The organism is Nocardia asiatica NBRC 100129 (assembly GCF_000308415.1).
In the GTDB taxonomy this organism is placed as follows: domain Bacteria; phylum Actinomycetota; class Actinomycetes; order Mycobacteriales; family Mycobacteriaceae; genus Nocardia; species Nocardia asiatica.
The window spans coordinates 14,217-39,025 of record NZ_BAFS01000462.1 but is presented as its reverse complement, the minus strand read 5'-3'; the positions used below and the strand labels follow the sequence as shown (position 1 = coordinate 39,025).

Here is a 24,809-nt window from a genome sequence, read left to right as displayed (position 1 = left end):
CGGCAAGGATCGCGGCCAAGCCTGCCCCGCCTGGTCGCCACTGCCGTGACACCGCGCTGAGCACCGGCACTGGCGCTTCCGGCGATACCCGCGTGACCTCACCGCACCAGTCACAGTCGGCCAGCACGTCACCGACAATCACCAGGCGCCGAGCGTGCTCAACCGTCGGCGGCGGGACGGACTCGGCGGTCTCTGCTTCGGTCGGCTGCGACGTCGACGGGGCGGATGCCAAAGCCGCATCGACCGCCGCACACAGTTCGTGCGCGATCAGAAGGTGGCATTCTTGAATGGTTGAGGTCGCCGACGAATCGACTGACACCACCTCGTCGCATACTCGCGCCAATACGCTGTCAGCGGGACCGGTCAAGGCGAAGGTGAGCATCCCTAGCTCGTTCGCCTCTGTGGCGGCAGCGATCACGTTCGTGCTGCACCCGGAAGTGGAAATCGCGATCAACACATCGCCCTCCCGACCGTGTGCACGGACCTGCCGGGCATACAACTGGTCGAAGCCGTAGTCGTTGCCGATCGCAGTCACCACCGCGGAGTCAGTGGTGAGCGCGAGCGCAGCGAGTGGGTTGCGCTCCGTCTCGAACCGGCCCACCAACTCAGCAACCAGGTGCTGCGCCTGCGCGGCGCTTCCACCATTTCCGACGGCTAGCACTCGCCCGCCGCGCCGTAGTCGGCTGGCTACCATCTGGCCCCACGACCGGACCTTGTCCAGATCGGTGCGTTCCAGGGCTTCGGACAACTTCGCGACGCGATCCGCGCCGGATTCGTTCATCTGTCTCCCCGCCTCGATCATGGTTACGGATCTCCTTGTCCATCAGCACATTTGATGCTCATTTGGGTTGGCGTTCGCCGGGGCTCACCTCGTCATCGCAGTCGCCCGACGGCGGCGCGGCAACACAGGTCGTCGGCCTGCGGCGGCTCCCAGCCGAGGTTGCGGGCACGACGCTGGTCGACGTCGTGGGGTGACCACCAACGGTGTGGCGCAACCAGCCCAGGTTCGACGAGGTCATAGCCGGCCAGCAGTGCCGCGACCTCGTCGCGACTGCGAGAACGGAATTCGATGCCGAATCCGGTGTAGATATCGGCCGCGCGGTCGACGGGGCCGGGATCAGCGTCACGTGTGATATGGCTGAGTGCCAGGAACGAGCCGCTCGGCAGCATGGTCGTGACCGCGTCCACGACCATGCCCGGGTCGGGCAGGAATTCGGCGACGAACGACAGACACACCGCGATCGGCTCGCTCGGATCCATGGCAGCGGTGATCTCGGTGACGAGGGCGTCGGTGTCGCTCAGATCGGCGTGGACGAATTCAGTTTGTTCGTCGGCGAGAAATACTCGGCCGTGGGCGGCGACCACCGGGTCGTGATCGACGTAGACCATGCGTGCGGTCGGCGCGCAGTTGCGGGCTACCTCGTGCAGGTTCGGCGAGCATGGGTAGCCGCTGCCGAGTTCGACGAACTGCCGTACCAGCTGTTCACTTGCCAGGTACCGCACGGCCCGCAGCAGCCACAAACGTGTCGCGCGGGCCGCGACCAGAAAGGCGCGGGAGTGGGTGATCAGCTTGTGACCGGCCTCGAGGTCCACCAGATAGGCGTCTTTGCCCGCACCCAACAGGACGTCGTGAATGCGTCCGCTGTGTGCCTGAGACGGATCGAGCACGATCGCCTCATTGTCTGCGCGACGGGGACTAGTCATCTGAGCTCGCCTCTCCGATTTCACTGGCCGCAGTCCCGAGCTGTTCATCGATTCGGTTGCGGACACCGCAGCTCGGTGAGCAGTACTGGTGCAGCGTCTGGGCATGCAGGGCCTGGCCGTAGGTCAGTGCGCCGGGGTCGGCGAAGCAGTCGCCGATATTGGATTGGGTGTGTGTCAAGGTGGCCGGGTTCAGGTGCCCTCGCACCAGGCTGTCGGCCATTACCGGGTACCGATCGGCATGGCGTGCCCGGTGGCCACGGGTCGGGTGTTCCCCGGCTTATGCCCGATCAAGGCGGGGTCGTATCGCATCCCGACCTCGAGAGCATGCTGCACCACCGTGGTGACCCACGCCCGAAACGCCGCATAGTCCGCCGCCACCGACATGGACAGGGCCACACCGTCGGGGTTGTCGTACATGCGCGCGTCCGGCGCCACCGTCACGTGATGGGTGGCGAACTCGACGAAGCCCATCCCGGCCGCAGCGGTCACGGTCAGCGGGTCGGCCGCCATCGACGCGGAACGTTCCCCGGCGAACCATCGGTCGTAGCCCGCAGCGACGAGTTTCGCCCACTTCGGCGCGTTGGCCGCCGCGAGCAGCTGATACACCTCGCTGTCCGCGTCGATCGCGGTCTCGGGGGTGAAGGTGACATCGGAGGTCACCAAGGCTACGTCCAGATCGGGCGCGGTCAGCACCGTCCGGGCGCTTGCGGGGTCCATGCGCAGGTTGTGCGAGGCACGATCGGGCCGTCTGTACAGATGGGCGAAGCCGCCGCCCATCTGCATGATCGTCAGCCGCCGCGCCAACCCCGGTGCGTCGGCGTAGAGGTGGGCCAGGTTGCTCATCGGTCCCTGACCGATCCACGCCGCACGCCCGGTCTCGCCCAGCACCGCGCGCACGGCGTCGATTACCGACCCGGTCACCGGCGCCGAGACTGGCGGGAATCCGGCGGGCACCAGACCGTCGCACACCCATCGCGCTTGCGCGCCCTCGATTTCCGCGCCGGCGACCACCACGACCCCGGTTCGCCCGCACAAGTTCAGCAGGAACCGCGCCAGCCTTGCGCGTTGACCGCCGCCGAATTCGTCACTGGTCACCACCAGCCGCAGCGGCAGCGCCGCCGCAGCGAGGATGAGCGCCAGCAAATCGTCCGGGTCGTGCCCGACATCAGTGCAGATAATGGCGGGCATGCGGTCCATCGGCCGCATGCCAGGCCGCATCGGTGCTCGTATCGAGTCCATCAGTGTGGTCGTCCCTTCTGCTGGGTAGGAAAAGCCGCTGGTACGGAAGTTGTTTCATCTCGTCGGTCGCCAGATCGTCGACCGTCACACGCGCCAGTCCCTGTCGTGTTGCTTCGGCGGCGAATGCCTCTGCGGCACACCGCTCTGCTCGGTAGTGCTGTACCGGCACTCCCGGGATGTCGAAGTCAACGACCAGGCGGCGCTCCATGGCGGATCAATCGGCCGCAGGGTCGCCGGTCCATAGCGGTAATTGCTCAGCGACCCGTCGCATCGTCGCCTCGTCGCACGAGAACGACCGCGCTAGCGGGCCGCCGGACTCGTCTCGGGCGACGATGACCGTTGCCAGCGCCTCGCCCAGCCGCTCGAAATGCGTGGGCAACGTCGCTCCTGGATTACGCTGCGGCAGATCGTCGGTCATCACTGAACCCCTTGCGCATGTATCGAGCGGCCTGGCCGGGCACCGAACCCGGCCCTGCCCTCGGTGGTTTCCATGAACCTCAGAATCGGTGTGCGGGCGCTTGGCCGGAACTGTCGCTTCACGGCGTTGCACTGACGTTTCGCTGACGTTGAGCACCCAGCGCTGCTTCCAGGCAGGCCGGTCGATGACAGACTGGCCCCATGGAACTCAACGGGTCGCCGATCACCGAGTCCGATCTCGCTGCATTGGGTTTGGTCGGGTACGGGCACTTCACGTCCATGCGGGTCGAGAACCACGCTGTTCGCGGACTCAGCCAGCACATGGACCGACTCATCCGCGACTGCCGCACCGTGTTCGACACCGAGCTCGACCCCGACCGGGTACGCGAACTCATCCGTCACGCGCTGCCGGACACGGCGTCTCCGGTGGTTGTTCGCGTCACTGTGTTCGACCCGCACCTCGGGCTCGGCAAACCTGGAGCCGACGCCGACCCGCAGATCCTCGTCACCTCGCGGGAGGCTCCCGCCGTCCCGCAGGCCCCGCTGACTTTGCGGTCGGCCGTCTACACCCGCGACCTGCCCAAAACCAAGCATGTCGGGTTGTTCGGCAGTCTCTACCAGCGTCGCCTCGCGCAACGCGATGGCGCTGATGACGTCCTGTTCACCCTGGCCGATGGGACCATCACCGAGATCGCGACCTCCAATATCGGTGTGATCTCCGATGGCCAGCTGATCTGGCCGCAGGCCGAGGTACTTCCCGGCATCACGATGCGCCTGCTCAGCCAGACCCTCGATGAGGACGTCGTCGTCAAACCCATCACGCTGGCCGAACTGCCGCATGTCGACGGCGCGGTCGCGACCAACGCAGCGGTCGGCGTTCGCGCCATCGCCCGCATCGACAACGTCGACCTGCCCGTCGACCATGAGATGATCGCCAGGCTCCGGACAGAGTACGAATCCATTCCCCCGCAACGCATCTGACCTGCTTTGCGCCACTATTGTGACTAGGCTCGGAACCCACCGCTCGGGGAAGGGAGCACACAGGCGATGGGCATCGTGGTCCGCAGCTGGACCGGCGCCGAAGCGCGCGCACTGCGAGACGCACGGCGAATGAGTATCACCGAATTCGCCGCACACATCGGCGTCAATCCTCGGCTGATCTCCCGCTGGGAGGCCGGCGGCAAGAACATCCGCCCCCGCCCGGTCAACCAAGCAGCACTCGACACCATCCTGGCGCGGCTGGGCAGCGACGAACTGACCCGGTTCGTCGAAGCGATATCCCCGGCCGTCCTCAGCGACGCCCGCGATACCGACGTACCTGAGCAACGCACCGACACCCGCCATCCCGCTGACGGCAAGCTCATGACCTGGATTCCCGAAGGGATCTACCTCGCGGGGCCACAGGACCAACCCGTATGGGTGGCTGGGTACTGGATCGATGTCTTCCCGACCACCAACGCGGATTACGCGAGATTTGTGGCGGCCCAAGGGTATTCCGCACCCCACCACTGGGGCGGTCCGGCTCCGGCCCGTGAGATCGCCGATCACCCGGTGGTCTGGGTGAGCCGGGACGACGCCGCCACCTATGCCCGATGGGCCCAGAAGTCCCTGCCGACCAGCCAGCAGTGGGAGAAAGCTGCTCGAGGTACCCGCGGCAACGTCTGGCCCTGGGGAAACCAACCGACCCCAGCCAAATGCAATATTCGCGGTTCCGGCCCTGGCACGACAACCCCTGTCGCGACCTACGCCAGCGGTGTCAGTCCATTCGGTGTATACGACCTCGTCGACAACACCTGGGAATGGACCGCCACCGAAACCACCAGCGGCCGGTACGAACTCAAAGGCAGTGCCTTCACCAGCCCCTTCGACCGAGGCGAACCGTCGGCATTCAACGACGCCGCGCATTCGATGCTCGACGACGACACCGGATTCCGATGTGTCGCAACCGGCCTCGCGAACGAGGCGGACCAAGTCGACCGATAGCGGATACTCCGTGTGGCCCGCGAGAGATGTCATCGGATCTCCCGCAGGCGATCGGGGCGCGATATCAACCGCGTCCTGCCTTCACCCTGGGGCCAGCACACGCCCCGATCGACCGACCACACCTCAGCTGTGCGCCGGGCGGCGGGAATCCACGCGCCCAAGTGGGCTTCCGACGGAATCATCACCAAATCGACCGAGTCGGGCAGATTCGCGAGCAGCCGGACCAAGCCTTCGCTGGAGTCGCGAAACACGATCTCGTCCAGCTGGATGCGGTGCACGCGCGCCAGCGCCCTGATCCCCGCAGCCACCGTTTCGGCCGCCACCCCCGCGATATCGCGACGGACGATCCCCAATGCCCGCCTCATGATGCTCGCCCCGCCGCCAGCGGTGACTGACCAGGCTCGATCGGCAGCCGGATCCAAGAGATTCGGGCGCCCCCGCGTAGCGAGCGTCGGCCAGCCGCTGCCGGGCCAAGTACGTCGGGACCGATCGGTTCGAGAGAAAGCATCGGCGACCGAAGAACCTGCACCTCCAACGCCGGGCCCCGAAGCAACAGCCACACCGTCAGAACGATCGACTCGGTCAGATTCGGCAGCGTGGCTGTGAGATCGGCGAAGATCGGCGGATTGCCGCCGCTGTCTGCGGGTATGAAGTCGGACAGAGCAGATAGCACGAAGTGTTCGACGTCGTCGACCATGTGCCGCAGCCTGGCTCTCGACAGGGTATTGAGGATGTCCATGCGGGCCTCCTCCACTACAGTCACCGAACCGGTCCGCAGCAGGAGTCGAGCCAACGTGCGCTCACGCGGCAGGACGACGCTGCGGCGAAATCCGCTCAGCACAACCGACCGGTTGCTCAGGTCCAAACACCACACACGCAAGCCGTCGACGGCATCGAGATCGTGGAGGAACTTCGTCCGCTGCTGACTACGGCCCGCAGTCAAATGCGCTTCGGACGGAACGGCGACATCGCGGGCACCGGTCGATTCGATGGCCCGCATCAACTGCCACAACGCACCGGTCCCCGCGCCCGTCTCGCAGAAGAGGGCCGCGATATTGAACCCGTTCAGCCCAGCCAGATCCCGCAGTCGATGTTCGACATCGCTCTGGTGGTCACCGAGCAGTTCCTTGCGCAGGTACCCGTACATCAACGACGGTTCTCGGTCCGCGTTCGACAACACCCGCGCTCACCTCCGCTCGCCCGGTAGCCAGATCCGCGCACGACGCGGTGGGAGATCAGGAATGGTGCAGGTGACACCCAGTACAACCGCGAGTTCATGGACGGTCAGCCCCAGCGCGTCAGCACCGAAGCGGATATCTCTCCAGCGGGGATCGCCGGGTGGAGGCGCAGCCTGTAGTGCCTCACCCGCATGAACAGCCGCATTCGCGGCCAGGGTGTCCACCGTCCTGCCCTGCATCCACGGCAACGTCCACGACTGTTGCCCGACATACCACGCGGACAGCCGGTCAGTATCGGCTCCAGTTACAAGTTGCATGGCTGATCACTCCTGAGATCACTCGAACACTCGCTGAGTGCGCGGTATTGATGTGTTACTCATGCCACGACATTGAGAGTAATGTAGCTGGTATATATACCAGCCGCAAGGGATGGGGCGATCCACCCTGAGAGGCGGGATAGGGTGCTAACGCACGATCGATGAATGGAGGCCGCGATGACGACGCCAGGATGGGACCGGTCAGATCCGAATGCCCTGCGGTTCCTCATCGGCCGGGAGTTACGCGACGCTCGGGAACGAGCCCGCATGTCACAGCGCCAGGCCAGCGAACACCTCGGCTGCACCCAGACAAAGATCAACTACCTCGAATCGGGCCGTAATCAGCAACAACCTGACGAGGTAACTCACCTACTCAAGCTCTATGGCGCCGACGACGTCCACATCACACGCCTCGCCGCGCTCGCGTCCCAGGCCGACCAGACAATCTGGTGGGCGCCGTTCGGCGACGCCTTCCCGAACTGGTTCCGCACCTTCGTCGGACTCGAAGGGCTCGCGACCTCGGTATTCACCTACGAACAGACACTGCTCCCAGGACAGCTCCAGACACCCGAGTACGCAATGGCGCTTCTTCAGGGGAACCTGAGAGTTCCGCCGATCGATGCACCTCAGGTTGTGGAGGCGCGGATGGCACGACAACGCCTCACCGCAGCAAACAACCCGCTGCGGTATCGCGCCGTCCTGGAGGAAGTCGTACTCGATCGCCTGGTCGGCGGTTCTACGGTGATGCGGCCGCAACTCGAGCGCCTACTCGAACTGCAGGAACTCGACAACGTCGAGCTGCACATCATGCCGCTCAGCGTCACCGTCCACGACGGACTCGACGGCGACTTCATGCTGCTGAACTTCGACAATGCCCAATCGATCGGATATGTCGAATACCCGGCTGGCGCCCTGTACATGCAGGAACAGGACCAGGTGCAGTTGTATAAAATGGCAGCTGACCGGCTCTGTGAGGCAGCGCTGTCGGAGTCCGACTCCGCTGAAGTCATCAGAGCCCGAATCAGCACCCTGACAGACAAGGAGTGACGGTGAACACCGGCACCCGCCTCGAATGGCGGACATCCAGCTACAGCAGCAACGGCGAGAACTGCGTCGAGGTCGCCCCCTCCGCCGGCTGGCGGACATCCAGCCACAGCGGGGCCGGTGAGAACTGCGTGGACGTCGCCCCCCGCGATAGTCGCGTCTACCTGCGGCACAGCAAGCACCCCTCGCACGGCACGATCACCTTCGATCTCCACGCATGGACCGCGTTTATCGACGAATCGCGCAGCGGCTCGCGCAGCGCCAACGGCATCGTCAATGTCCGCAAGGACGGAGCGGACACCCTCGTCCAGACTGCGGATGGCGCGATCAGGCTCCGCTTCGACGATGGCGAATGGACCGCCTTCGTTGCCGGAGCCCGCGACGGCGAATTCGATTTCCTGCCGAACACGAATTGACGGCGGCGGCCCGCGCGGCGGCAGCGGTAACTCATGACGGAAGCTCTGACCGTCTGACAATGACGTCGCGATCCGCCATGGCTCCAGCCGCCTGCGCGGTGCCGGGTCGACGAGTGTCATCCATCCCGCTTCTGCAGCATTTGGTGGACTTCTCGCCAGTCGATTCCGGCTGGAGCTTTCGCCAGGATCGCGGCCAGTAGACCCAGCCGTGCGGTGCGGTCGGCGGGGTCGTCGGCCATGACCAGGACATCGTCGAAAAACGTGGTCAGTGGCTCGATCAGGGTGTGGCCGTGGGGGATCCATTCGGTCAACGGCTTGCCATCGGCAACAGGCACCGAACCCATCACGGTCAGGAGCTGCTGCTCGGCGGGGCCGATGAGCCTAGCGGGGTCGTAGGTGGTGGGCGCGGCGGGAGGCAGGATCCGCATGATCCGTTGCAGTCCTTCCACAAGGTCGGCGAATCGGTTGTCCTCGCTGGCTTCGCTGATCTGGTCGATCAACATGTCCGCGCGATGCGGGGCCTCGGCGGAGGGACGGACTGCGGCGATGAGTCCTGGACCGACTGCTTCGTCGCGGAGTCGCTGCTCGTAGCGGGTGGTGATCAGTTCCTCAGCAGTGGACAGGACCGCGGGGTCGATGGTGAGGCCCTGGCCGCGGAGTTGGTCGGCGGCGGTCCTGAGGCCGATTGGGATGGTGACGTCGGCGAGTTCGGGGTGGTCGCGCAGGATTGCCAGGATTCCGGCTGCCGCGCGGCGCAGGCCGTAGGGGTCGGCGTTGCCGGTGAGTTTGGCGCCGACGGCGAGCATCGCGACCAGGAGGTCGAAGCGGTCTGCCAATGCAAGGAGCGCGCCGGGTGTGGTGGTGGGGAGGTCGTCTCCGGACGAGCGGGGCAGCTCCATTTCCCACAGTGCCGTGGCCACTGGTTCGGATTCGCGGGACTTGGTCGCGTATTCGCGCGCCATAGTGCCGGCGAGGGAGGTCATTTCGATCACCATTTGGGTGGCGAGGTCGAACTTCGCGAGGGCACCAGCGCGGGTCAAGGTGGCCGCGTCAGCAGCAGGGAGGCCACTGCGGGTGCCAAGTATGGAGGCCGCTGTGGCAATGCGGTCGGCGCGGTCAGCCATGGTGCCGACCTTCTCGTGGAACATGAGTGCCCCGAGCCGGGCCCGGAACTGGTCAGGGGCGATGGTCAGGTCGACATTCCAGAAGAACGCGGCATCCTCGAAGCGGGCGCGGAGCACGTTTTCGTTGCCGCCGCGGACGACGTCGGCGTCGCAGTCGCCGTTGGCCATCGTCACGAAGACCGGCAGCAGGTCACCCGCGCCGGAGCGGACCGGGAGGTAACGCTGATGCTTGCGCATCACAGTGATGAGGATTTGTTCTGGCAGGTCGAGGTATTTCGGGTCGAAATGGCCCAGGATACCGGTCGGGGATTCGACGAGGTTGGTGATCTCATCGATCAGGTCGGCGTCGCCGTCGACGTCGATCCGGCCGTTCGCGGCCTCAGCCAGAGCGGCGGCCGAGGACACGACGCGTGCGCGGCGCTCGACCGGGTCGACGACGATTCCCGCGGCCTCGAGTACTGGGAGATAGTGGTCGGCGGCAGGGAGATCGAACGTCGGTGTAGCGGACTGGCGGTGGCCTCGGGTGCTGCGGCCCGCTACCAATGTGCCGGCGGTGATCGGGAGGATCTGGTCGCCGAGTAGCGCGGTGAGCCATCGGATAGGGCGGGAGAAACTCAATTCCGGATCACGCCAGCGCATGTTCTTGTCCGCCCGCAACGACAGGGTGAGCCGGGACAGGACATCGGTGAGTACCACTGCCGCCGAACGGCCGGCGCGAGTGCTCTCGACCGCGACGTGCTCGGCACCGCCGACTTCGATCCGTTGCAGATCATCGGCCGAAACACCCTGCGCACGAAGGAAACCGGCGAGAGCCGGAGTGGATTTACCGTCGGCATCGTAGGCTGCGGCGACCTTCGGGCCCCGGCGCACGTTCACGCTGTCGGGTTCCCTATCGGCGATGCCCTCGACTCGCACGCCGATCCGGCGTGGGGTCGCCTGCACGGTGATCTCACCATGCGGCAGGGCAGTGGAATCAAGGAGTTCGATGAGTGTGGCGCGCACGCTGGAAATGCTCGCGGTCACGACATGCGGCGGTAGTTCCTCGGTGCCGATCTCGAACAGCAGCACCGATCCGGGTGCTGAAGTGATCGTGGCGGGATCGACGGGAGAAGTGGCCAGCGGCGGCGGGGCGTGTACTCCGCGCGGATACCCGGCCTCCGCACGTAAGTCGGTCCACAGGGCGGCGATCTCGCGGGATTGCTTGCGCATCACCGCGAACCACTTCGCGCGCTCGGCTGTACTCACCGCACCGCGCGAATCCAGAATGTTGAATGCGTGGCTGGATTTCAGGACATGTACATGCGCAGGGACCGGCAGCCGGGTGGTGATCATCCGGTCGGCTTCGGCCGAGTACGCGGCGAGCAGGCCACGGGTGGTGTCGATGTCGGCGTCGTCGAGGTAGTAGCGCGACATCTCGTACTCAGACTGGCCGAACACTTCGCCGTAGCTGACGCCGGGCGCGTAGGCGATGTGCTCGAAGTGTGTGACGCCCTGGATCGCCATCAGGATCCGCTCGAGGCCGTAGGTGATCTCGACCGGGATCGGGTCGAGGTTCTGTCCCGCGACCTGTTGGAAGTAGGTGAACTGGGTGATCTCCATACCGTCGAGCCAGACTTCCCAGCCCAGACCCCACGCCCCGATCGCCGGCTGAGCCCAGTTGTCCTCCACGAACCGCACATCGTGGGCATCGAGGTCGATACCGAGCGCGGCCAGCGAACCCAGGTACAACTCCTGCGGATCACCCGGTTCAGGTTTGAGTATCACCTGGAACTGGGTGTGGGTCTGCAAGCGGTTCGGGTTCTTACCGTATCGAGAGTCGTCGGGACGTACGGATGGTTCGACGTAGGCGACGTTCCAGATTTCCGGACCCAGCACACTCAGCAGCGTGGCGGGGTTCATCGTGCCGGCACCGACCTCGGTGTTGAACGGCTGACCCAGCAGGCAACCTCGCTGCGACCAGTACGCCTGCAGACGAAGGATCGCTTCCTGCATCGATACGGGGACGGAGGGGTTGTCGTTGTGGGCAGTTGCCGTGGTCATCCGGAAATCCTATCGGTGGCGAGAGCGGGCATTCCGAGCGCTACTCCGGTCGCTGGAGCGAAGAAGCTGGGCAGGTGGCAGCCGCCGCGGCAGGCGTCGGCGACTGCGCAACCGGTGCAGGTTGGCCTGGTGGCGACCGCTGCGTGCACGGCGTCGGTCAAGGCGGGCCATGCTCCGGCGAGGGGTTCGGTGTGCAGGGAACCGAAGTAGACGTTGGAGTGCGGACAGTTCCGCAATCGGCCGTCGTAGGAGACGCTGCCCCACACCATTCCCGATTCGCAGTGCCCGGATATCTGCGACAGCCGCAATCCGAGGGTTGGGTCGTCGGACCGTAACGGGGTGTCGGTATCGGAGGTGCACACCTTCTGCGCGCAGGGCCACGCCACCGTCATCCCGGGGCATTCGGTGGCAAGGAGGTGGTCGATGCGGGTGATCAGCGGCATGGTGACCGACACCGGAATGCCGTAGCGGTCGTCGTGGCGGCCGGTCGGGACGTAGCGCATGACGCCGAACTCGCGCACCCCGAGCGCATGCACATCGCGGATGACGTCCAGCGCACCGTCGATGTTGCTTTTGACCAGTGTCATCTCCGCGACCACGGTGATGCCGGCGTCGATCAGCAGTCGCATCGCGTCGATCGCGCGGTCATAGGCGCGGGGATGGCCGGTCAGTTCGTTGTGGGTGTCGCGGTCGCCGTGGATCGAGACGAGGACACAGCGCACGTTCGCTGCTGCCAGCCGCTTCGCCCGTTCGGCGGTGAGGAAGTGGCCGTTGGTGAACACCACCTGGTACAGGCCGCGGCGTCCACCGTGTTCGAAGATCTCCATCGCATCGGGGTGCAGCAGTGTCTCACCGCCGCTGTAGCGGATGACGAAACAGCCCCGGTCTGCGCATTCGTCGAGGATCGAGCATGCCAGCTCGGTCGGAATATGCTTTTCCGGCAATGCTTTTACCGCGCGCCGGACCTCGGCGTCGCTCATGTCCGGGTCGATCTTCCACACGTTGTAGCAGAATCCGCACGCCCAGTTGCATACGGCGGTGAGCTCGATTTCCAGCCGCAGCGGGAAGTCCAGCTTCGTGTCGAACCGCTTGTCGACGCCCAGCAACGATCCGCGGCCGTCGTCCTGGACGGCTGCTGGCTGCGGGGAGGTCAGGGTGGCGACCAGGTCGGCGGCGTCGGCGGCGACGCGTGAGGGGGCGGCGTTGTAGCGCTGCGCGATATCGCCGATGACGGTGTCGTCATCGGCGCCGGAGAACATCAGGGACACCATCGATTCGGCGACCGCGTTGCGGAGTCGATGGAAGGTGCCGGTGTGTGGGTCGAACAGCAGGCCGAGGTCGGCACGGTATCTCAGCTGCTGGGTCAGGGCCCGGGACAGGGTGGCGGGCATAGCGATGCTCCTCGCGTCGAGCGGTCAGGCGGGTGATAGCCGCGCGAACAACGTGGTGACGTCGTCGGCAACGCGCTCCGGCGGCACCTCATAGGTTTGGGCGAGCGTCTGCGTGATCTGCTCGAGGTCGAGACCCTGATAGGCCAGCTGTACTGCCTCCGCGGCGGTGGTGTTGACCAGTTGTTCGCAGCGGTCGCGTTGCCAGTCGTGCAGCAATTGCTTGCCCGGGTGATAGCGGTAGTGGCGCAGGATCCACTGCGGCGACCCGGTCGGGGCTTCGTCGATGGCCCGGTAGATCGCGCGGGCCTGGTCGATGTGGTCAGCGACCGACGGTCGTTCCAGCAGTCGACCCGCGTAGTCGCGCACGGTGGGGTCGTCGATGCCGATATGCCAGCCGCGGAGCTGCTGGAAGTAGGTCGACACCATCACATCCGCGAGCCCGAAGTCTCCGACGAGGAACGGACCGCCCGAACGGCGCAACAATCCGGACACTACATCGCACAGCCACCGTGCCTGCTCCACCGCGCCGGGCCCAGGAATGCCGGGGGCGGTACGGAGCGAGCGTGCGTAGGACGCGCCCTCGCGCAGGTACGGCAGGTCGTGACTCGCCCAGGCGGAGATAGAGCGGACCAAGGCCCGTTGGCGTCGCGTGGTGCCCATGAGGCTGGGACCGGAGTCCGGTGCGATTTCATCGAGGTATTCGGCGATCGAGACCACATCTCCGGCAACGGCTCCGGTCTCGGTGTCGGCCAGAATCGGGACCCGAGGCAGCAGCGACATCGCGGAGTCCTCCAGAATGCCTTCGACATCGGCTTCCGCGAGTTCGTCGGCATCACACGCGCAGCCGATACCGGCCTCGCGTTCGTCGGTCCCGTCGCCGGCGAACAGCACCCCGTCCGGACTTTCCCGGATCGGCCAATCCAGCTCCACGATCCTTTCGGCCACTGGAAGGCCCTTCTCGGCCACCGCGACTCGACCGCGCATCGACCATCCCGAAAAGTGGAGATCACCCACGTACAAGGTCAGCATTCGACCACCCCTTGTTGTTGCCGCCGGTCCCTGGCCGACCACACCGCGGCCGACCAGGGTTGTCATCTCAGTCGCACTGGCGGCTGATCATCGATTTCGTCTCCACCTTGGGGGCTTCGTACTCCCCACGCTCGGCCGTGGTGGTGGCGTGCTCCGACATGACTTTTCCCTTCCGTCGGTCTCCTGGACGGTGGCTGGAGTGCACGAATCCTGCTACTTCCGAACAGATTTTCGATCAGCCACGATTCGAGTGTCTGTCCACTGCGCTGTATGTGCTATCCCTGCTGCATCCCGAGTTTCTGGACACCCTGGACTGGAGTGGACATTTTCTGGACACAGGTAGTACGGCCGCTCGGGAAACCCGATGTCGCATTCGCCTTCGCTGGACATAAGGTGGACAGATGCTGGCGCCGCCCTCTATCGACCAGGTGAAGGACAGCTTGAGACGGGTGCGCCGCGGACTCGGATTGGCGCGGCCCACAGCACTGCTCACCATCATCGACGAACCTGTGCAGGCATATCTGTGCCGCGACTCCGACACCGAGCCTGGCTCTGCCGAACACATCGAACATCTCGCCGCAATCCTGCGTCAGGCGATCGGTCAGCTCACCGAGAGCGAGCGGGTCTACGCCGAAGTGGATTTCAACGTTCGACCTGACCACAGTTACCCGACGCTCACCGACAGGCAAGAGTCCCTGGCCCAGCACCTCAAGTGCGCGGTCAAGACCGTGCGCCGCCGTTCCGACCAAGCCCTCGACACCCTGGCTTATCTCCTGGTAACGATCTCGTCGGCTCCTGACGGGGCACAGACGCAGGCCATCGACCGCAGCCCGAGCCACCACGGCCGGGCCAGCAAACAGGATCCCTACGATGCTGTGCGCCGGTTCTGGGGCCTGCGTCCTAGCGGTGGCGTCGACATTGTCTGCTCCGAAATCCCCGTGGACGAACGTCCAGAGTATGCGTCACCACAGGATCGGAACTACCTGCGGTATGCCAAGTTCGCTGACTTGGACACATTGATCTTCGTCCGCACCCAACTGGCGCAACTCGCTCCCACCGCGGTTGTGCGCGACTTCGCGCCCTCGGAGTACTTCGATACCCAGGTCGAGGTTCTCGTGGTGATCGGCGGCCCACCGTGGAACGCCAAATACCGGGAGTTCCTCCCTCAGTTACCCTTCTACTTTGATGCGAATCCGCTCGGTGAGGACGACCCGCTCGTCGTACCCGAACTGGACAACCTCTGTATGGCTCCACGGTGGACACCCGGTGGCGAGCTGATCGAAGACCTCGCCGTGCTCACCCGGCTCACCGTGCAGGGAACCACCGCGCTACTGCTGGGCGGGTGCCTCACCCTCGGGGTCCTCGGCGCGGCCCGCGCACTACTCGATCCACGACGAGGACCCACCAATGTCGAATACCTCTCCGACCACGTCGGTCAGGATGACTTCGTCGTGGTCACCGAAGCCCGTCGCGTCGGCGGCATCACCGACGTCGCCGACCTCACCGTCATGGAGCCCCTGCTGCTCATGTCCCGCCCCCACGGCGCGAACTGGGGAGTCGTGATCGACAACACCAAACGCTTCACCTGCCATCACCGCTGCTCCCCCGGGCAAACGGCGTGACGAATCTGGACGACATCGCCACCTATGTCGTGAATCTGCCACGGCGGAAAGACCGCCGAGCATGGATCAGCGCCCGGCTACCTTCGGCAATGACGGTCACCTACACCTCGGACCTCGACGTGGTCATCGACGGCCGGCAACTCGCCACCAGCGACCTCCAGGCGCTTGGAATCAAGCTGTTCGACTGGCAAATCGACTCCGACAACCCGTGGTGGAATCGACCGCTCAAATACGGCGAAATAGGCTGCACTCTCGCTCATCTCGCATGCTGGAACCACGCCGAGAAGCACAGCGCAGCCCCGTACACTCTGATCCTCGAAGACGACGCGACCCTCCCACCGGAATTCGCACCACGCCTTCTCCAGACCCTGAACCTGATCGACGAAGTCGATATCGCATTCGACATGCTGTACCTCGGGCGCGACCTGCTCCGGCCGGACACCCCTACGCCGGTTCCCGGGATCGTCCACCCCGGCTACAGCCACTGCAGCTACGCCTATCTGCTCACTCGCAGTGGCCTGCGTACCGCACTGTCCACCGAACTCACCGAGGCCATCGTGCCGGTCGACGAGTTCCTTCCCGCCCTCTACACACCACATCCACGACCCGATGTGCGGGCACGGTTCGCACCGCGACTCACCGCGCTAGCGTTCGATCCGCCGCTGGTCACACAACGACCGAAGGACGACGCCGGCAGCGACACCGAGAATTCCGACTTCATTCGGTGGTGATGCGCGGCTTCGATCACCGCATCGGTCGCGGTGCCGTCCAGTGTTCGATCAGCGCCGAAAGACGTTTACCGGGCCACTCGCCGATCGGCGTGTGAACATTGACGCCGGTGACGACGTGCTCACTCGGCACGTTCTTGGTCACGACCGCGCCGGCCGCGACGTAGCTGCGAGGCCCGATCCGGACGCCGCCGACCACTCGTGCACCAAACCCGACCACCGAATCCGCCTCGACCACGGGCGGTTCTTCATCCACTCCCCACCAACCCAGATGCGGACTCGTGTACTCGTGGACCAGCTCGCCCATCACGGTCGCGCGGTCACCGATCACCGTCGCATCGCAAACGAACCCAGCGACACACGCGTCCGCGCCGATCGTGACGCGATCACAGATGTAGGCGCCGTGGACGACCCGGGTCCGGTCGCCGATCACACACCCGTACCCGATCCGTGCCCGGTCTTCTACCACGCACTCCATGCCAAGAGCTGTGCCTTCCTGGATGATGACCTGGTTGAACAGCAGACTCCGATCTCCGATCACGACAGGAGTACCCGCCGACCATCGCCCACGTTGAGCTTCCCGCAGACGCGTTTCCTTCGGGCATCCCAGAACGCAGTGCTCGCCGATGATCACATCATCACCGAGCCGAATCGGCCCGTGCAGGTCCCTGGGAGTCACGAGGCGGGCGCGACCTGGCCGACCAGCCAGTCAACCGTCTCCGAGATCGCCTGATCTTCGCGCTCCCGCGAGTCGAAGCCGTGATCCGAACCAGCGATGGTACGCAGCGCCGTATTCGGCCTCGACATCGCGGCCCGAGCGGAAATCTCGTAGGAGACCGCGGTGTCACGGTCTCCATGGACGATCAGCGACGGCACGGTGCTGTCGAGGAATCGTGCCAGTGGGTCGTAGTGGGCGAACTCGCTGAACAACACGCGGCCGAGTTCGAATTCCCCGTCGACCACCAGGACTCCGGTGTCGTGCAATAGTTTGCGCTGCGACGCGCCGAAGTTCTCTTCACCCCACGCCAAATCCGGCTCCAGGAACGTATGCCGCAGGTCGAGGACAGGATTCCACAGCACCAACCGATCAAGCCCATCAGCAAGCCACGGCAGCGACAGCACCGTGGACACGGCCCCGAAACTAGCCGCCACAATCGAAAACCGGCCCGGAAACCGCCCCTGGAGGAACTGCACCGCAGCCTCCAGATCCAGGCACTCGCCAGCAATGGTCACTCCGCGTTGCGTCCCACCGCTGTTTCCATGCCCCCGGAACGAGAACCGCACGACATCAAATCCCACAGCGGTCAGTCGCTCGGCCAAGCGGACGAACATCCCACCGCCCTCGTCCATATCCACAGTGATCCCGTGCACCAGCAGCACGACCCCCTTGGCCGGAACGGATGCCATATGGACCGCTGCGTCGAGCCGCACACCGTCCACTGATCCCAATGTGACGCTCTCAACCGGCAAGGTTTCCTCCGCTCAATCCCCAGGCTCGGACCACAGTGCGTCCATCGTCTCGTGCGATACGGGCCGCGACAATTCATCCTCCGCCGCGAACGCCATGTTCACAATCGTGCGGCGGCCCCGCCGAATCGGGTGCACCCGATGCAGCGTCGTACTCGCCCGCATGAGATACACCTGTCCCGGACCGGCCTCCAGCCGGTGGATCGCGCGATCACGAAGTACCTGCTCGATGCCCGGCTGCTGCTTATCCCACACCGTGCCCGGGACACACTCGACGAATCCGCCGTCAACGGTGTCCGGGCATTCGGCCACCCACACCAGCGCGAAACTGTAATCGTCCCAATGCCATCCATGCGTGTCACCCACCCGGTCCAGCTGGGTAACCACGAACTGTTCGGGCTCATACGGGCATGAATACACAGCTTGACCGGCCACGGCAGCCACAACCTCGGCGACCTCGGGTGATGCATACGTCTCCCGGATCACAACTCCGCTCTCCGCGATCTGCGCCCGCCTCACGTTCCTCATCCGGCGAGGCGTGAAACCTGTCTCGGCGAAAGCCAAGTCCCGACGGACGCCCAACTGCTCCGCCAACCAGATGGCCTCAGCCGCAATCGCATACCGAACTGACGCGGGAAAGAGCCAGGACACCACCGCGGCACCGTGCCGCTCCAGGTCGTCATGCGCGGCGGCGATCCGCTGCGCATGTTCGACTTCGTACCTCGTGTTCACACCACCGGTCATAGCGGACCGCGCTGCGCTCACTTCCACCCGACCCGCCGCTGCAACCACGCAACCGTTGCGCGACCTGACTCGGCGCGGTGCCGACGCAGAGCCACCGACTGCGACCCTCCAGGCCGACGGCTCTCTCGGATCCAGTACCCCGCCAGCGCGCACACCAGCGCAGAGATCGCATCAGGATCGACGCCCCGGGTGAGGGCGTGCGAGCCCAGGATCGGTTCGGGATCGACCCCATGCAGGGCGAAGGCGGTCGCCAGGAACACCAGATCCACCCACGCCGCACCCACGGATGGCCAGGACCAGTCCACGATCATCACCGTGCCATCGGGGCGCACCAGCATGTTGTCGGCGCGAAGATCGGTATGCAGCAACGTCTGCCCGACCGTGGCACGCTCCCACCCGGATTCGAGAACAGCGAGCCGATCCACGTTCCGGGCCGACCACTCGTCCAAGTTACCGGCCAGCTCGCCGCCGGCCAGCTTCCGCCAACCTGATAAGTCCGATCCGAGATCATCGGCCAGGGTCGGTACGTCCGGTAGTGGGTTCGGTGTCAGCATCCGTGCCATGTCCTCGACCACGGCGAGCACCGCCGCCAATTCCGTAGGCTGGTCGAAACGGGGATGGCGACCGGTGACGTCGTCGAATACCAGGACTCGCCACCCGTCGATTTCCAGCATGAACCTCACCGCTGGTGCCGGGATCTCTGCTGGGAGCTGAGTCGCGGTGTCGCCTTCGATCCGGTACCGGTGGGCGAAACGGTCTCTGATGGGGATTGCTTTGGCAAACACCGTGCGACCGTCCACCATCGCTAGCCGGGATGCCATTCCGCGGCTGAATCCGCCCGGTTGGGTCGATCCCGAACGCACTCCCGCGCCCAAGCGACTCTCGATCTCGCCTCGCACCGAGATGGGCAGCTCGCTCCACGCGATCCGGGACACCGGGATTTCGATCTCGGTCATCGGACAATAGTGCCGCGCGAACAGCGGCCTTCACCAGCTAATTTCCCGCTCGGCAGCCCGTCCGGGATGATCGTCGTCCCGGGCGATAGCGGGTCATAGTAGCCCTGACCGAGTAGGAGGCCGTCATGGTCGTAAGCGACGGTACCGAATCTGGAGGTGCCCACCGAGGTCAGCCAACAGGCGGCCGATCAGGACAGATCAGAACCCAACATCGAATACATGATCATGTCCCGACGCTCCTCGCCGACCAGCTGCCAACTGCGGAGCAGGCCCTCACACTGGAAACCCACACGCTCAGCCGTCCGCTGGGATGCGGCATTCCAGGGCTCGACATATAGGTGAAGGCGGCGGATCTCCAGGTCAGTAAGGGCCCAGGCAGTGACCGCTCGAAGCGCTTCCGCAGCGACCCGCTGACCACGAGCGGACTTGACCACCCAGTAGCCCAGCATCGCACGCCCCTCGTCCAGGTCCCGCAACCACAGACCGACCGACCCGAGCGGCCGACCGTCCTCAACCCGCACGATGACGAACGGATACCCACTGCCGGTCGATACACGCTCCCACTGCCGACGCACGAAGGCTTCGCCTGCTTCTCGCGAGTACACCGCCGGAACGGTCGTGATCAACGGGATGTGATCGTCGCTCGACGCCTCTCGAACCAGAGGCAGGTCGCTGATCTCCCAGGAGCGGAGCACAAATCTGTCGTTTGCAGTCAAACGCGGGATATCCAACGGGGCAACCATGCTCGCATCCTGCCGAGATGCCCACGCAGGCGCACGCCCATTTCACACCCGAGATCTGCGGGTTCGGCCAACGGAATGGCTTCACCGCCAAGGTGCGGGACGGCGGTGGGACCACGATCGAGCAATGGCGCCTCTAGTCGATCCAGTACCGTCGCATCGTGCTGCCGTCGGCCCAAAGCTCGACCCCCTCCAAGACCCCGCCGCAAGCCTCGATGACGTATTGACTGAACTAACTTCGTAATCCTTGCAGGTCAGCTTAGGTTTCTGCTAGCTTTCCTCGCCATGTGCGAAGAGGGCGGCGAGCGATATCTGTCGAGACTCGTTGTGCCGGACGTCGGTCGGCTCCAAAGGACCGGTGACGTGTGGGAGCCATACCAGCTTCTCGACGCGAACGGCGCGGTCATCGAACCCGCGGCGAGGTACTTCGCCGAGCTACAGGCCACCGACAAGCAGCCGTCGACGATCCGGTCATATGGCAGCGATCTGCTTCGCTGGTGGCGGTTCCTCGCCGCGATCGGCATGTCGTGGGACAAAGTAACGCCAATGGAGGGGCGCGACTTCGGACGATGGAGGTTGTTGGCGGACAAGCCGATGAGAGTTCATTGGCGGCACCGGACCGACGGCCAGTTGCCCGGTTTGCCCCGCGGCCGCCCCAGCCAGGTCGTCAATGCCGTCACTGGCAGGCCGAGCCCGGGACCGAAGTACTCGCCAGCGTCGCGGGCGCACGCCGAGACCGTCTGGCGGGCGTTCTACGACTTCCAGCTGGAACTCGGCAAAGGCCCATTGATCAACCCATTCCCGCTGGACCGCTCACGACGCTCAAGGCGGGCTCACGCGCACCACAACCCGATGGATCCGCATCGGAAGGAGCGGGTCGGCCGCTATCGGCCGAAGGTTCCCAAGCGGATCCCGAAGAAGATCCCCGACGAGCAATTCAACACGGTGTTCGCGGCACTGAAGTCGAACCGGGACCGCGCCCTGCTGGCGCTCTGGGTGTCCACCGGCGCCCGCGCCGAAGAACTACTGTCCGCCTGCCAGGGCGATGAGGATCCCGGCCAGCAACTGATCACGGTTACACGAAAGGGTTCTCGCAAAGCTCAGCAGTTGCCGGCTTCGCCTGATGCGTTCGTCTGGCTGCGGCTCTACCAGGAATAACTCTGGCGCAAGGGCGCTTCCCGCGGTCACCGCCATCCACTCTGGTTCACGCTACGCCGACCTTGGCGGCCGCTGTCCTATCACGCGGCCCGAGCAATGTTCACCCGCGCCCAGGAAGCGCTCGGCTCCAACTATCCGCTCCACGCCCTTCGGCACACCGCGGCCTACCGCATGGCCGATGACCCGGACATGGACATCACCGACGTCCAGTGGATCCTTGACCACGCCGATCTGACGACCACGCAGCTCTACACCACCCCTACCCACGGTGAGGTGATCACGGCTGCGCTCGCCCACCACGCGCGCCAGAACGAGCGCGCGGCAGCCCCACCGGAGCCGCCAGCGTCGGGTTACGACCCACGTTCTCTCGACGTCATATTCGGCAGGACGCAGTGAAATCATCGACAACCACAGCGACGGCTGAGGTCGGTTCGACCAGCCGAAAGCAGGAACTGACGCGCGAAGCGCGTGGAGTGCTCGCCGAGACCATCCTGGATCAATTTCCCGCTCGACCAGTGCTTTCCGCTTCGCGTCAGGCCCTGACCGTCGAGAAAACCATTGAACGGCTCGAGGGGTTACGGCTTCCTCCGGTGTCGGACGATATGCGCTTTCGTCGCAGACTGTGTGTCAAGAGGCTGCTCGGCAGGCTGGAGATCTTCCCTGGCGAGACCTGGCAGCAGCGATGGCAGGCCAGCGGTGCCGAAACCGCTGAGCCGCACTGGACTGCGGCCGCCGCGGAATGGCACCGGGCACACGGCCGGGTAGGCGACAAGTCCCAGCTGCTGACCGCGCTGATGCTGCTGTCCATTGCAAGGATCATCTGTCCCAGCCCGACATTCCTGCTTACTATCAACCGAACCGGAACCTGGACGACTAGGATCGCCGAGTATCGCGATCCGTCGGGTTTCGGGCTACTCAAGACGGCGATGACGCCCGAAATCCGGTCGAGCACCTGCCTCCCCGTCATCCGATGGCAGCTCTGTGTCCTGCTGCTGACCAAGGGCGGCGGCGTTCGCGACATCACCGTCGGAGACTGTGTCGAGTTACGCAAGCAGGAGATAGCCATCGGTTTGCCCGGAAAGGGGCGCTATCTGTTCTACACCCTGCTCGAGGCTGCGGGATTCCTTCCGCAGGGTGCGCCGGTGACCCTGCGCGCAATCATGAACTATGGCGGACGATCCAGCATCGAGCGACTCGTGGATCGGTATCACGTCGCTGATCCCGAGGTCCGCAACCTGCTGGTCAGCTACCTGGCGGAACGGCAAGTCGCCCTGGACTACACCACACTCGACTCGTTGTCGCGGGTGCTGGTTATGAATTTCTGGACGGATCTGGAAGCACACCATCCAGGCATCGACTCGCTCGACCTCGACCCGAAAGTGGCGCATGCGTGGAAAGAACGCCTCCGCGTCAAGATCCAGAATAAGCGCCTGCCGGACGGGACCACCGTCGAGGTCACCGTCCCACGGGTGAACTACCTCCAACTCCTGACCACAGTCCGGGCGTTCTACCTGGACATCGCGCAATGGGCTACCGAGGATTCTGCGCGATGGCCGCGATGGGCCGTTCCGTGCCCCATCCGCGCGTCGGAAACCGCGCACTCGACCAGGAAGGTCAATTCGCGCCGAAAGGCGCGCATGGACCAGCGGACCCGCGAACGCCTGCCCTTGCTGCCAGTTCTGGTGCGGACCGCCGAACGCCGCACCGAGGAGGCCCGCCTCCGACTGGACGCAGCGTTGAATTCTGAACCCGGCAAGCCGTTCACCGTCTTCGGCGAGACCTTCACCAGAGTCTCCGCACGCAGAAACGAAAATCAGCGGCTCAGTATGGTTACGGGCGTCTTCGACTCGACCGGCCGCCGCCGCCACCTTCGTGCCGAGGACCATCGTGCCTTCTGGGGTTGGGCAGCAGTCGAGTTTCTTCGGCACACCGGCGTCAGGGTCGAGGAGATGCTCGAAACGAGCCATCACAGCATCATCCAGTATCGACACCCCCAAGCAGGGCAGATCATCCCGCTGCTGCACGTCGCGCCGTCCAAGACCGACGAGGAACGCCTCCTCGTCGTCAGTCCGGAGCTGGCCGATGTCATATCCGCGATCATCGCCCGAGTTCGGCAGAAGGACGGAGCCATTCCATTGGTCCCCTTCTATGACCTCTCCGAACGATGCTGGGCCACGCCGGCTCCGCTGCTGTTCCAGTGGAACAACGGCAGCCATACGCGAGCCATAGCGGCGTCGACGATCCGCAAATGCATCAGGGAAATACTCGAGTCGACGGACATAAAAGACGCCGGCGGCCAACCGCTCTACTTCGTGCCCCACGACCTGCGCAGAATATTTGCCACGGACGCAATTCTGAACGGGATGCCCCCGCACATTGCGCATGCTGCTGGGTCACAACGACATATCCACCACCATGGGTTACAAGGCCGTCTACCCACAAGAAGCAATCAACGGCCACCGCGCGTTCATCACGCGGCGCCGAGGAACGCGGCCGAGCGAGGAATACCGCACCCCTACCGATGCCGAGTGGGAGGAATTCCTGGGCCATTTCGAGCGCCGCAAGGTTGCGCTCGGCGAATGCGGGCGCGCATACGGAACTACCTGCCAGCATGAGCACTACCTGTCGCTCGTCGATGGCCGCTGCGGCGGAGGTGGCGGCGGCGAGTGCGTTGTCCAGGCCGGCCCGGTTCTTGCGGGTGGTCCCGGAGAACCCTTTGTCGATGAAGATCCGCTCGCGCGGCGCTCCGAGCGCCAGTAGTTGTTCGGTTTGGATCTCGACGTCTTGTTCGTCGGTGGAGCAGCGGCAGTATCCGATGCGGAACGGCTCACCCATGCCGAAAGTGTTCCAGATGGCGGGGGTTGACCGGCACAGTTTGCGGAACACCTCTACGGAACACCGGTGTGCTGGGCCGATGTTCGTTCTGCGTGGTGTTCCGGTGGACGATCGGGTTACGGAACAGGTCAGGGGGTGTTATCGGTGTGTGGGGGTTTGTTGTGGGGTGAGGAAGTGGTTGACGTCGACGATGAGGAACAGTGCGGTGGCGGTGGTGACCACGTGGGCGTGGTCGTTTTCGATGGTGGCTTTCAGGTGGAGTTTGCGGCCGTCGCGGGAGTGGATGTGGGCGCGGAGGGTGTAGGGGGTGTCGAGCAGGATCGGGGCGAGGTAGTCGATGGCGAGGTGGCGGGTGACGGCGGGTTCCCCGACGGTGTAGAGCAGGAGTCCGAACAGTTCGTCGAGGACGGTGGCGACCGCGCCGCCGTGGGCGATCGCTGGGGCGCCGACGTGGCGGGAGTCGAAGCGGTGGTGGGCGTAGACGCCGTGTGTGTCGCGTCGGGCGCGTAGCTGGTGGCCGTGGGGGTTGGCCGGTCCGCAGCCGAGGCAGTGGTCGTGGTGGGGCGGCAGGTCGGCGGAGTCGGGTGCGTGTACGGGGAAGGCGGGGATCCAGTCCGGGACCTGGCGGGGCTCGGGTGTGTGGGTGCTGGGTGTGTTCTCGGTCATGGGTGCTTTCT

24 protein-coding genes and 3 pseudogenes are annotated in these 24,809 nt (G+C 64.9%); 9 read left to right on the top strand and 18 right to left on the bottom strand.

The window, feature by feature from the left end:
- Window positions 1–238: 238 nt before the first annotated feature.
- The 6 genes and pseudogenes from ON27_RS35950 to ON27_RS35930 all read right to left on the bottom strand — a co-directional run.
- Window positions 239–781: pseudogene (locus tag ON27_RS35950) on the bottom strand (D-sedoheptulose-7-phosphate isomerase); the annotation flags it as partial.
- 92 nt (window positions 782–873) lie between these two features.
- Window positions 874–1,668 carry an SAM-dependent methyltransferase gene (locus ON27_RS35945; protein WP_054814843.1) on the bottom strand — a complete coding sequence of 265 codons (795 nt, stop codon included), beginning with the start codon at window positions 1,666–1,668 and terminating at the stop codon, window positions 874–876.
- A gap of 28 nt (window positions 1,669–1,696) precedes the next feature.
- The gene (locus ON27_RS43605; RefSeq protein ID WP_043737912.1) at window positions 1,697–1,924 is read right to left on the bottom strand and encodes a hypothetical protein; all 228 of its coding nucleotides are present in this window, start codon (window positions 1,922–1,924) and stop codon (window positions 1,697–1,699) included.
- A complete protein-coding gene (locus tag ON27_RS40520; RefSeq protein ID WP_157227750.1) occupies window positions 1,924–2,892 on the bottom strand; it encodes a nucleoside hydrolase in 969 nt (322 codons plus the stop codon). Before ON27_RS40520 ends, ON27_RS43605 begins: the two co-directional genes overlap by 1 nt.
- Window positions 2,870–3,151: a hypothetical protein gene (locus ON27_RS43600; protein ID WP_068048176.1), complete on the bottom strand. Its 282-nt coding sequence runs from the start codon at window positions 3,149–3,151 to the stop codon at window positions 2,870–2,872. Before ON27_RS43600 ends, ON27_RS40520 begins: the two co-directional genes overlap by 23 nt.
- A 6-nt stretch (window positions 3,152–3,157) precedes the next feature.
- The gene (locus ON27_RS35930) at window positions 3,158–3,361 is read right to left on the bottom strand and encodes a hypothetical protein (RefSeq protein ID WP_043737910.1); all 204 of its coding nucleotides are present in this window, start codon (window positions 3,359–3,361) and stop codon (window positions 3,158–3,160) included.
- A gap of 200 nt (window positions 3,362–3,561) precedes the next feature.
- Between ON27_RS35930 and ON27_RS35925 the strand changes: the two genes are divergently transcribed.
- On the top strand, window positions 3,562–4,341 hold the full coding sequence (locus tag ON27_RS35925) for an aminotransferase class IV family protein (protein ID WP_043737908.1): 780 nt from the start codon (window positions 3,562–3,564) through the stop codon (window positions 4,339–4,341).
- 66 nt (window positions 4,342–4,407) lie between these two features.
- The gene (locus tag ON27_RS35920; protein WP_082393299.1) at window positions 4,408–5,343 is read left to right on the top strand and encodes an SUMF1/EgtB/PvdO family nonheme iron enzyme; all 936 of its coding nucleotides are present in this window, start codon (window positions 4,408–4,410) and stop codon (window positions 5,341–5,343) included.
- 29 nt (window positions 5,344–5,372) lie between these two features.
- On the opposite strand, the gene ON27_RS35915 is transcribed toward ON27_RS35920, so the two are convergent.
- Window positions 5,373–5,708, bottom strand: a complete 336-nt coding sequence (locus ON27_RS35915) for a hypothetical protein (protein ID WP_157112997.1) — start codon at window positions 5,706–5,708, stop codon at window positions 5,373–5,375.
- Window positions 5,705–6,343 carry a hypothetical protein gene (locus tag ON27_RS35910; protein ID WP_156371216.1) on the bottom strand — a complete coding sequence of 213 codons (639 nt, stop codon included), beginning with the start codon at window positions 6,341–6,343 and terminating at the stop codon, window positions 5,705–5,707. The genes ON27_RS35915 and ON27_RS35910 overlap by 4 nt, the downstream gene beginning before the upstream one ends.
- Window positions 6,344–7,003: 660 nt before the next feature.
- Between ON27_RS35910 and ON27_RS35905 the strand changes: the two genes are divergently transcribed.
- Window positions 7,004–7,885, top strand: coding sequence for a helix-turn-helix domain-containing protein (locus ON27_RS35905; protein ID WP_197986986.1), 882 nt, complete (start codon window positions 7,004–7,006; stop codon window positions 7,883–7,885).
- A 2-nt stretch (window positions 7,886–7,887) separates the two neighbouring features.
- Window positions 7,888–8,298: a DUF397 domain-containing protein gene (locus ON27_RS40515; protein ID WP_051047393.1), complete on the top strand. Its 411-nt coding sequence runs from the start codon at window positions 7,888–7,890 to the stop codon at window positions 8,296–8,298.
- Between the two features lie 116 nt (window positions 8,299–8,414).
- Here ON27_RS40515 and ON27_RS35895 read toward each other — a convergent pair whose 3' ends face one another.
- Genes ON27_RS35895 through ON27_RS35885 form a run of 3 tightly spaced genes read right to left on the bottom strand, consistent with a single transcriptional unit; the run spans window position 8,415 to window position 13,882 of the window.
- Entirely contained in the window at window positions 8,415–11,462 is a 3,048-nt protein-coding gene (locus ON27_RS35895; RefSeq protein WP_051047389.1) for a glycine--tRNA ligase, read from the bottom strand.
- On the bottom strand, window positions 11,459–12,853 hold the full coding sequence (locus tag ON27_RS35890) for a radical SAM protein (protein ID WP_051047388.1): 1,395 nt from the start codon (window positions 12,851–12,853) through the stop codon (window positions 11,459–11,461). Before ON27_RS35890 ends, ON27_RS35895 begins: the two co-directional genes overlap by 4 nt.
- A gap of 24 nt (window positions 12,854–12,877) precedes the next feature.
- Entirely contained in the window at window positions 12,878–13,882 is a 1,005-nt protein-coding gene (locus tag ON27_RS35885) for a PqqD family peptide modification chaperone (RefSeq protein ID WP_043737901.1), read from the bottom strand.
- Between the two features lie 401 nt (window positions 13,883–14,283).
- Between ON27_RS35885 and ON27_RS35880 the strand changes: the two genes are divergently transcribed.
- Window positions 14,284–15,504: a hypothetical protein gene (locus tag ON27_RS35880; RefSeq protein WP_082393300.1), complete on the top strand. Its 1,221-nt coding sequence runs from the start codon at window positions 14,284–14,286 to the stop codon at window positions 15,502–15,504.
- On the top strand, window positions 15,501–16,235 hold the full coding sequence (locus tag ON27_RS35875; RefSeq protein ID WP_043737899.1) for a glycosyltransferase family 25 protein: 735 nt from the start codon (window positions 15,501–15,503) through the stop codon (window positions 16,233–16,235). The genes ON27_RS35880 and ON27_RS35875 overlap by 4 nt, the downstream gene beginning before the upstream one ends.
- 13 nt (window positions 16,236–16,248) lie before the next feature.
- Here ON27_RS35875 and ON27_RS35870 read toward each other — a convergent pair whose 3' ends face one another.
- The 5 genes from ON27_RS35870 to ON27_RS35850 all read right to left on the bottom strand — a co-directional run bounded on the left by ON27_RS35870 (window position 16,249) and on the right by ON27_RS35850 (window position 20,142).
- Window positions 16,249–16,773, bottom strand: coding sequence for an acyltransferase (locus tag ON27_RS35870; RefSeq protein WP_245560522.1), 525 nt, complete (start codon window positions 16,771–16,773; stop codon window positions 16,249–16,251).
- Between the two features lie 134 nt (window positions 16,774–16,907).
- Window positions 16,908–17,672, bottom strand: coding sequence for an alpha/beta hydrolase (locus tag ON27_RS35865; RefSeq protein WP_232110914.1), 765 nt, complete (start codon window positions 17,670–17,672; stop codon window positions 16,908–16,910).
- A 42-nt stretch (window positions 17,673–17,714) separates the two neighbouring features.
- On the bottom strand, window positions 17,715–18,443 hold the full coding sequence (locus ON27_RS35860) for a HalD/BesD family halogenase (protein WP_054814845.1): 729 nt from the start codon (window positions 18,441–18,443) through the stop codon (window positions 17,715–17,717).
- Between the two features lie 17 nt (window positions 18,444–18,460).
- Window positions 18,461–19,399, bottom strand: coding sequence for a phosphotransferase (locus tag ON27_RS35855; protein WP_051047385.1), 939 nt, complete (start codon window positions 19,397–19,399; stop codon window positions 18,461–18,463).
- 188 nt (window positions 19,400–19,587) lie between these two features.
- On the bottom strand, window positions 19,588–20,142 hold the full coding sequence (locus ON27_RS35850) for a GNAT family N-acetyltransferase (protein ID WP_043737892.1): 555 nt from the start codon (window positions 20,140–20,142) through the stop codon (window positions 19,588–19,590).
- Between the two features lie 360 nt (window positions 20,143–20,502).
- On the opposite strand from ON27_RS35850, the gene ON27_RS45245 reads away from it, so the two are divergent.
- The 3 genes and pseudogenes from ON27_RS45245 (at window position 20,503) to ON27_RS35840 (ending at window position 23,912) form a co-directional block, all read left to right on the top strand.
- Window positions 20,503–21,297, top strand: coding sequence for a site-specific integrase (locus ON27_RS45245; protein WP_232110913.1), 795 nt, complete (start codon window positions 20,503–20,505; stop codon window positions 21,295–21,297).
- A gap of 54 nt (window positions 21,298–21,351) precedes the next feature.
- Window positions 21,352–21,693, top strand: a pseudogene (locus ON27_RS45240) (tyrosine-type recombinase/integrase); the annotation flags it as partial.
- Window positions 21,690–23,912 (top strand): tyrosine-type recombinase/integrase, encoded by a 2,223-nt coding sequence (locus ON27_RS35840; protein WP_051047384.1) that lies wholly within the window; start codon window positions 21,690–21,692, stop codon window positions 23,910–23,912. The pseudogene ON27_RS45240 and the gene ON27_RS35840, both read left to right, overlap by 4 nt.
- A 94-nt stretch (window positions 23,913–24,006) precedes the next feature.
- Here ON27_RS35840 and ON27_RS45235 read toward each other — a convergent pair.
- Window positions 24,007–24,132: pseudogene (locus tag ON27_RS45235) on the bottom strand (recombinase family protein); the annotation flags it as partial.
- Between the two features lie 138 nt (window positions 24,133–24,270).
- Window positions 24,271–24,798: a PaaI family thioesterase gene (locus ON27_RS35835; RefSeq protein ID WP_051047383.1), complete on the bottom strand. Its 528-nt coding sequence runs from the start codon at window positions 24,796–24,798 to the stop codon at window positions 24,271–24,273.
- Window positions 24,799–24,809 lie beyond the last annotated feature (11 nt).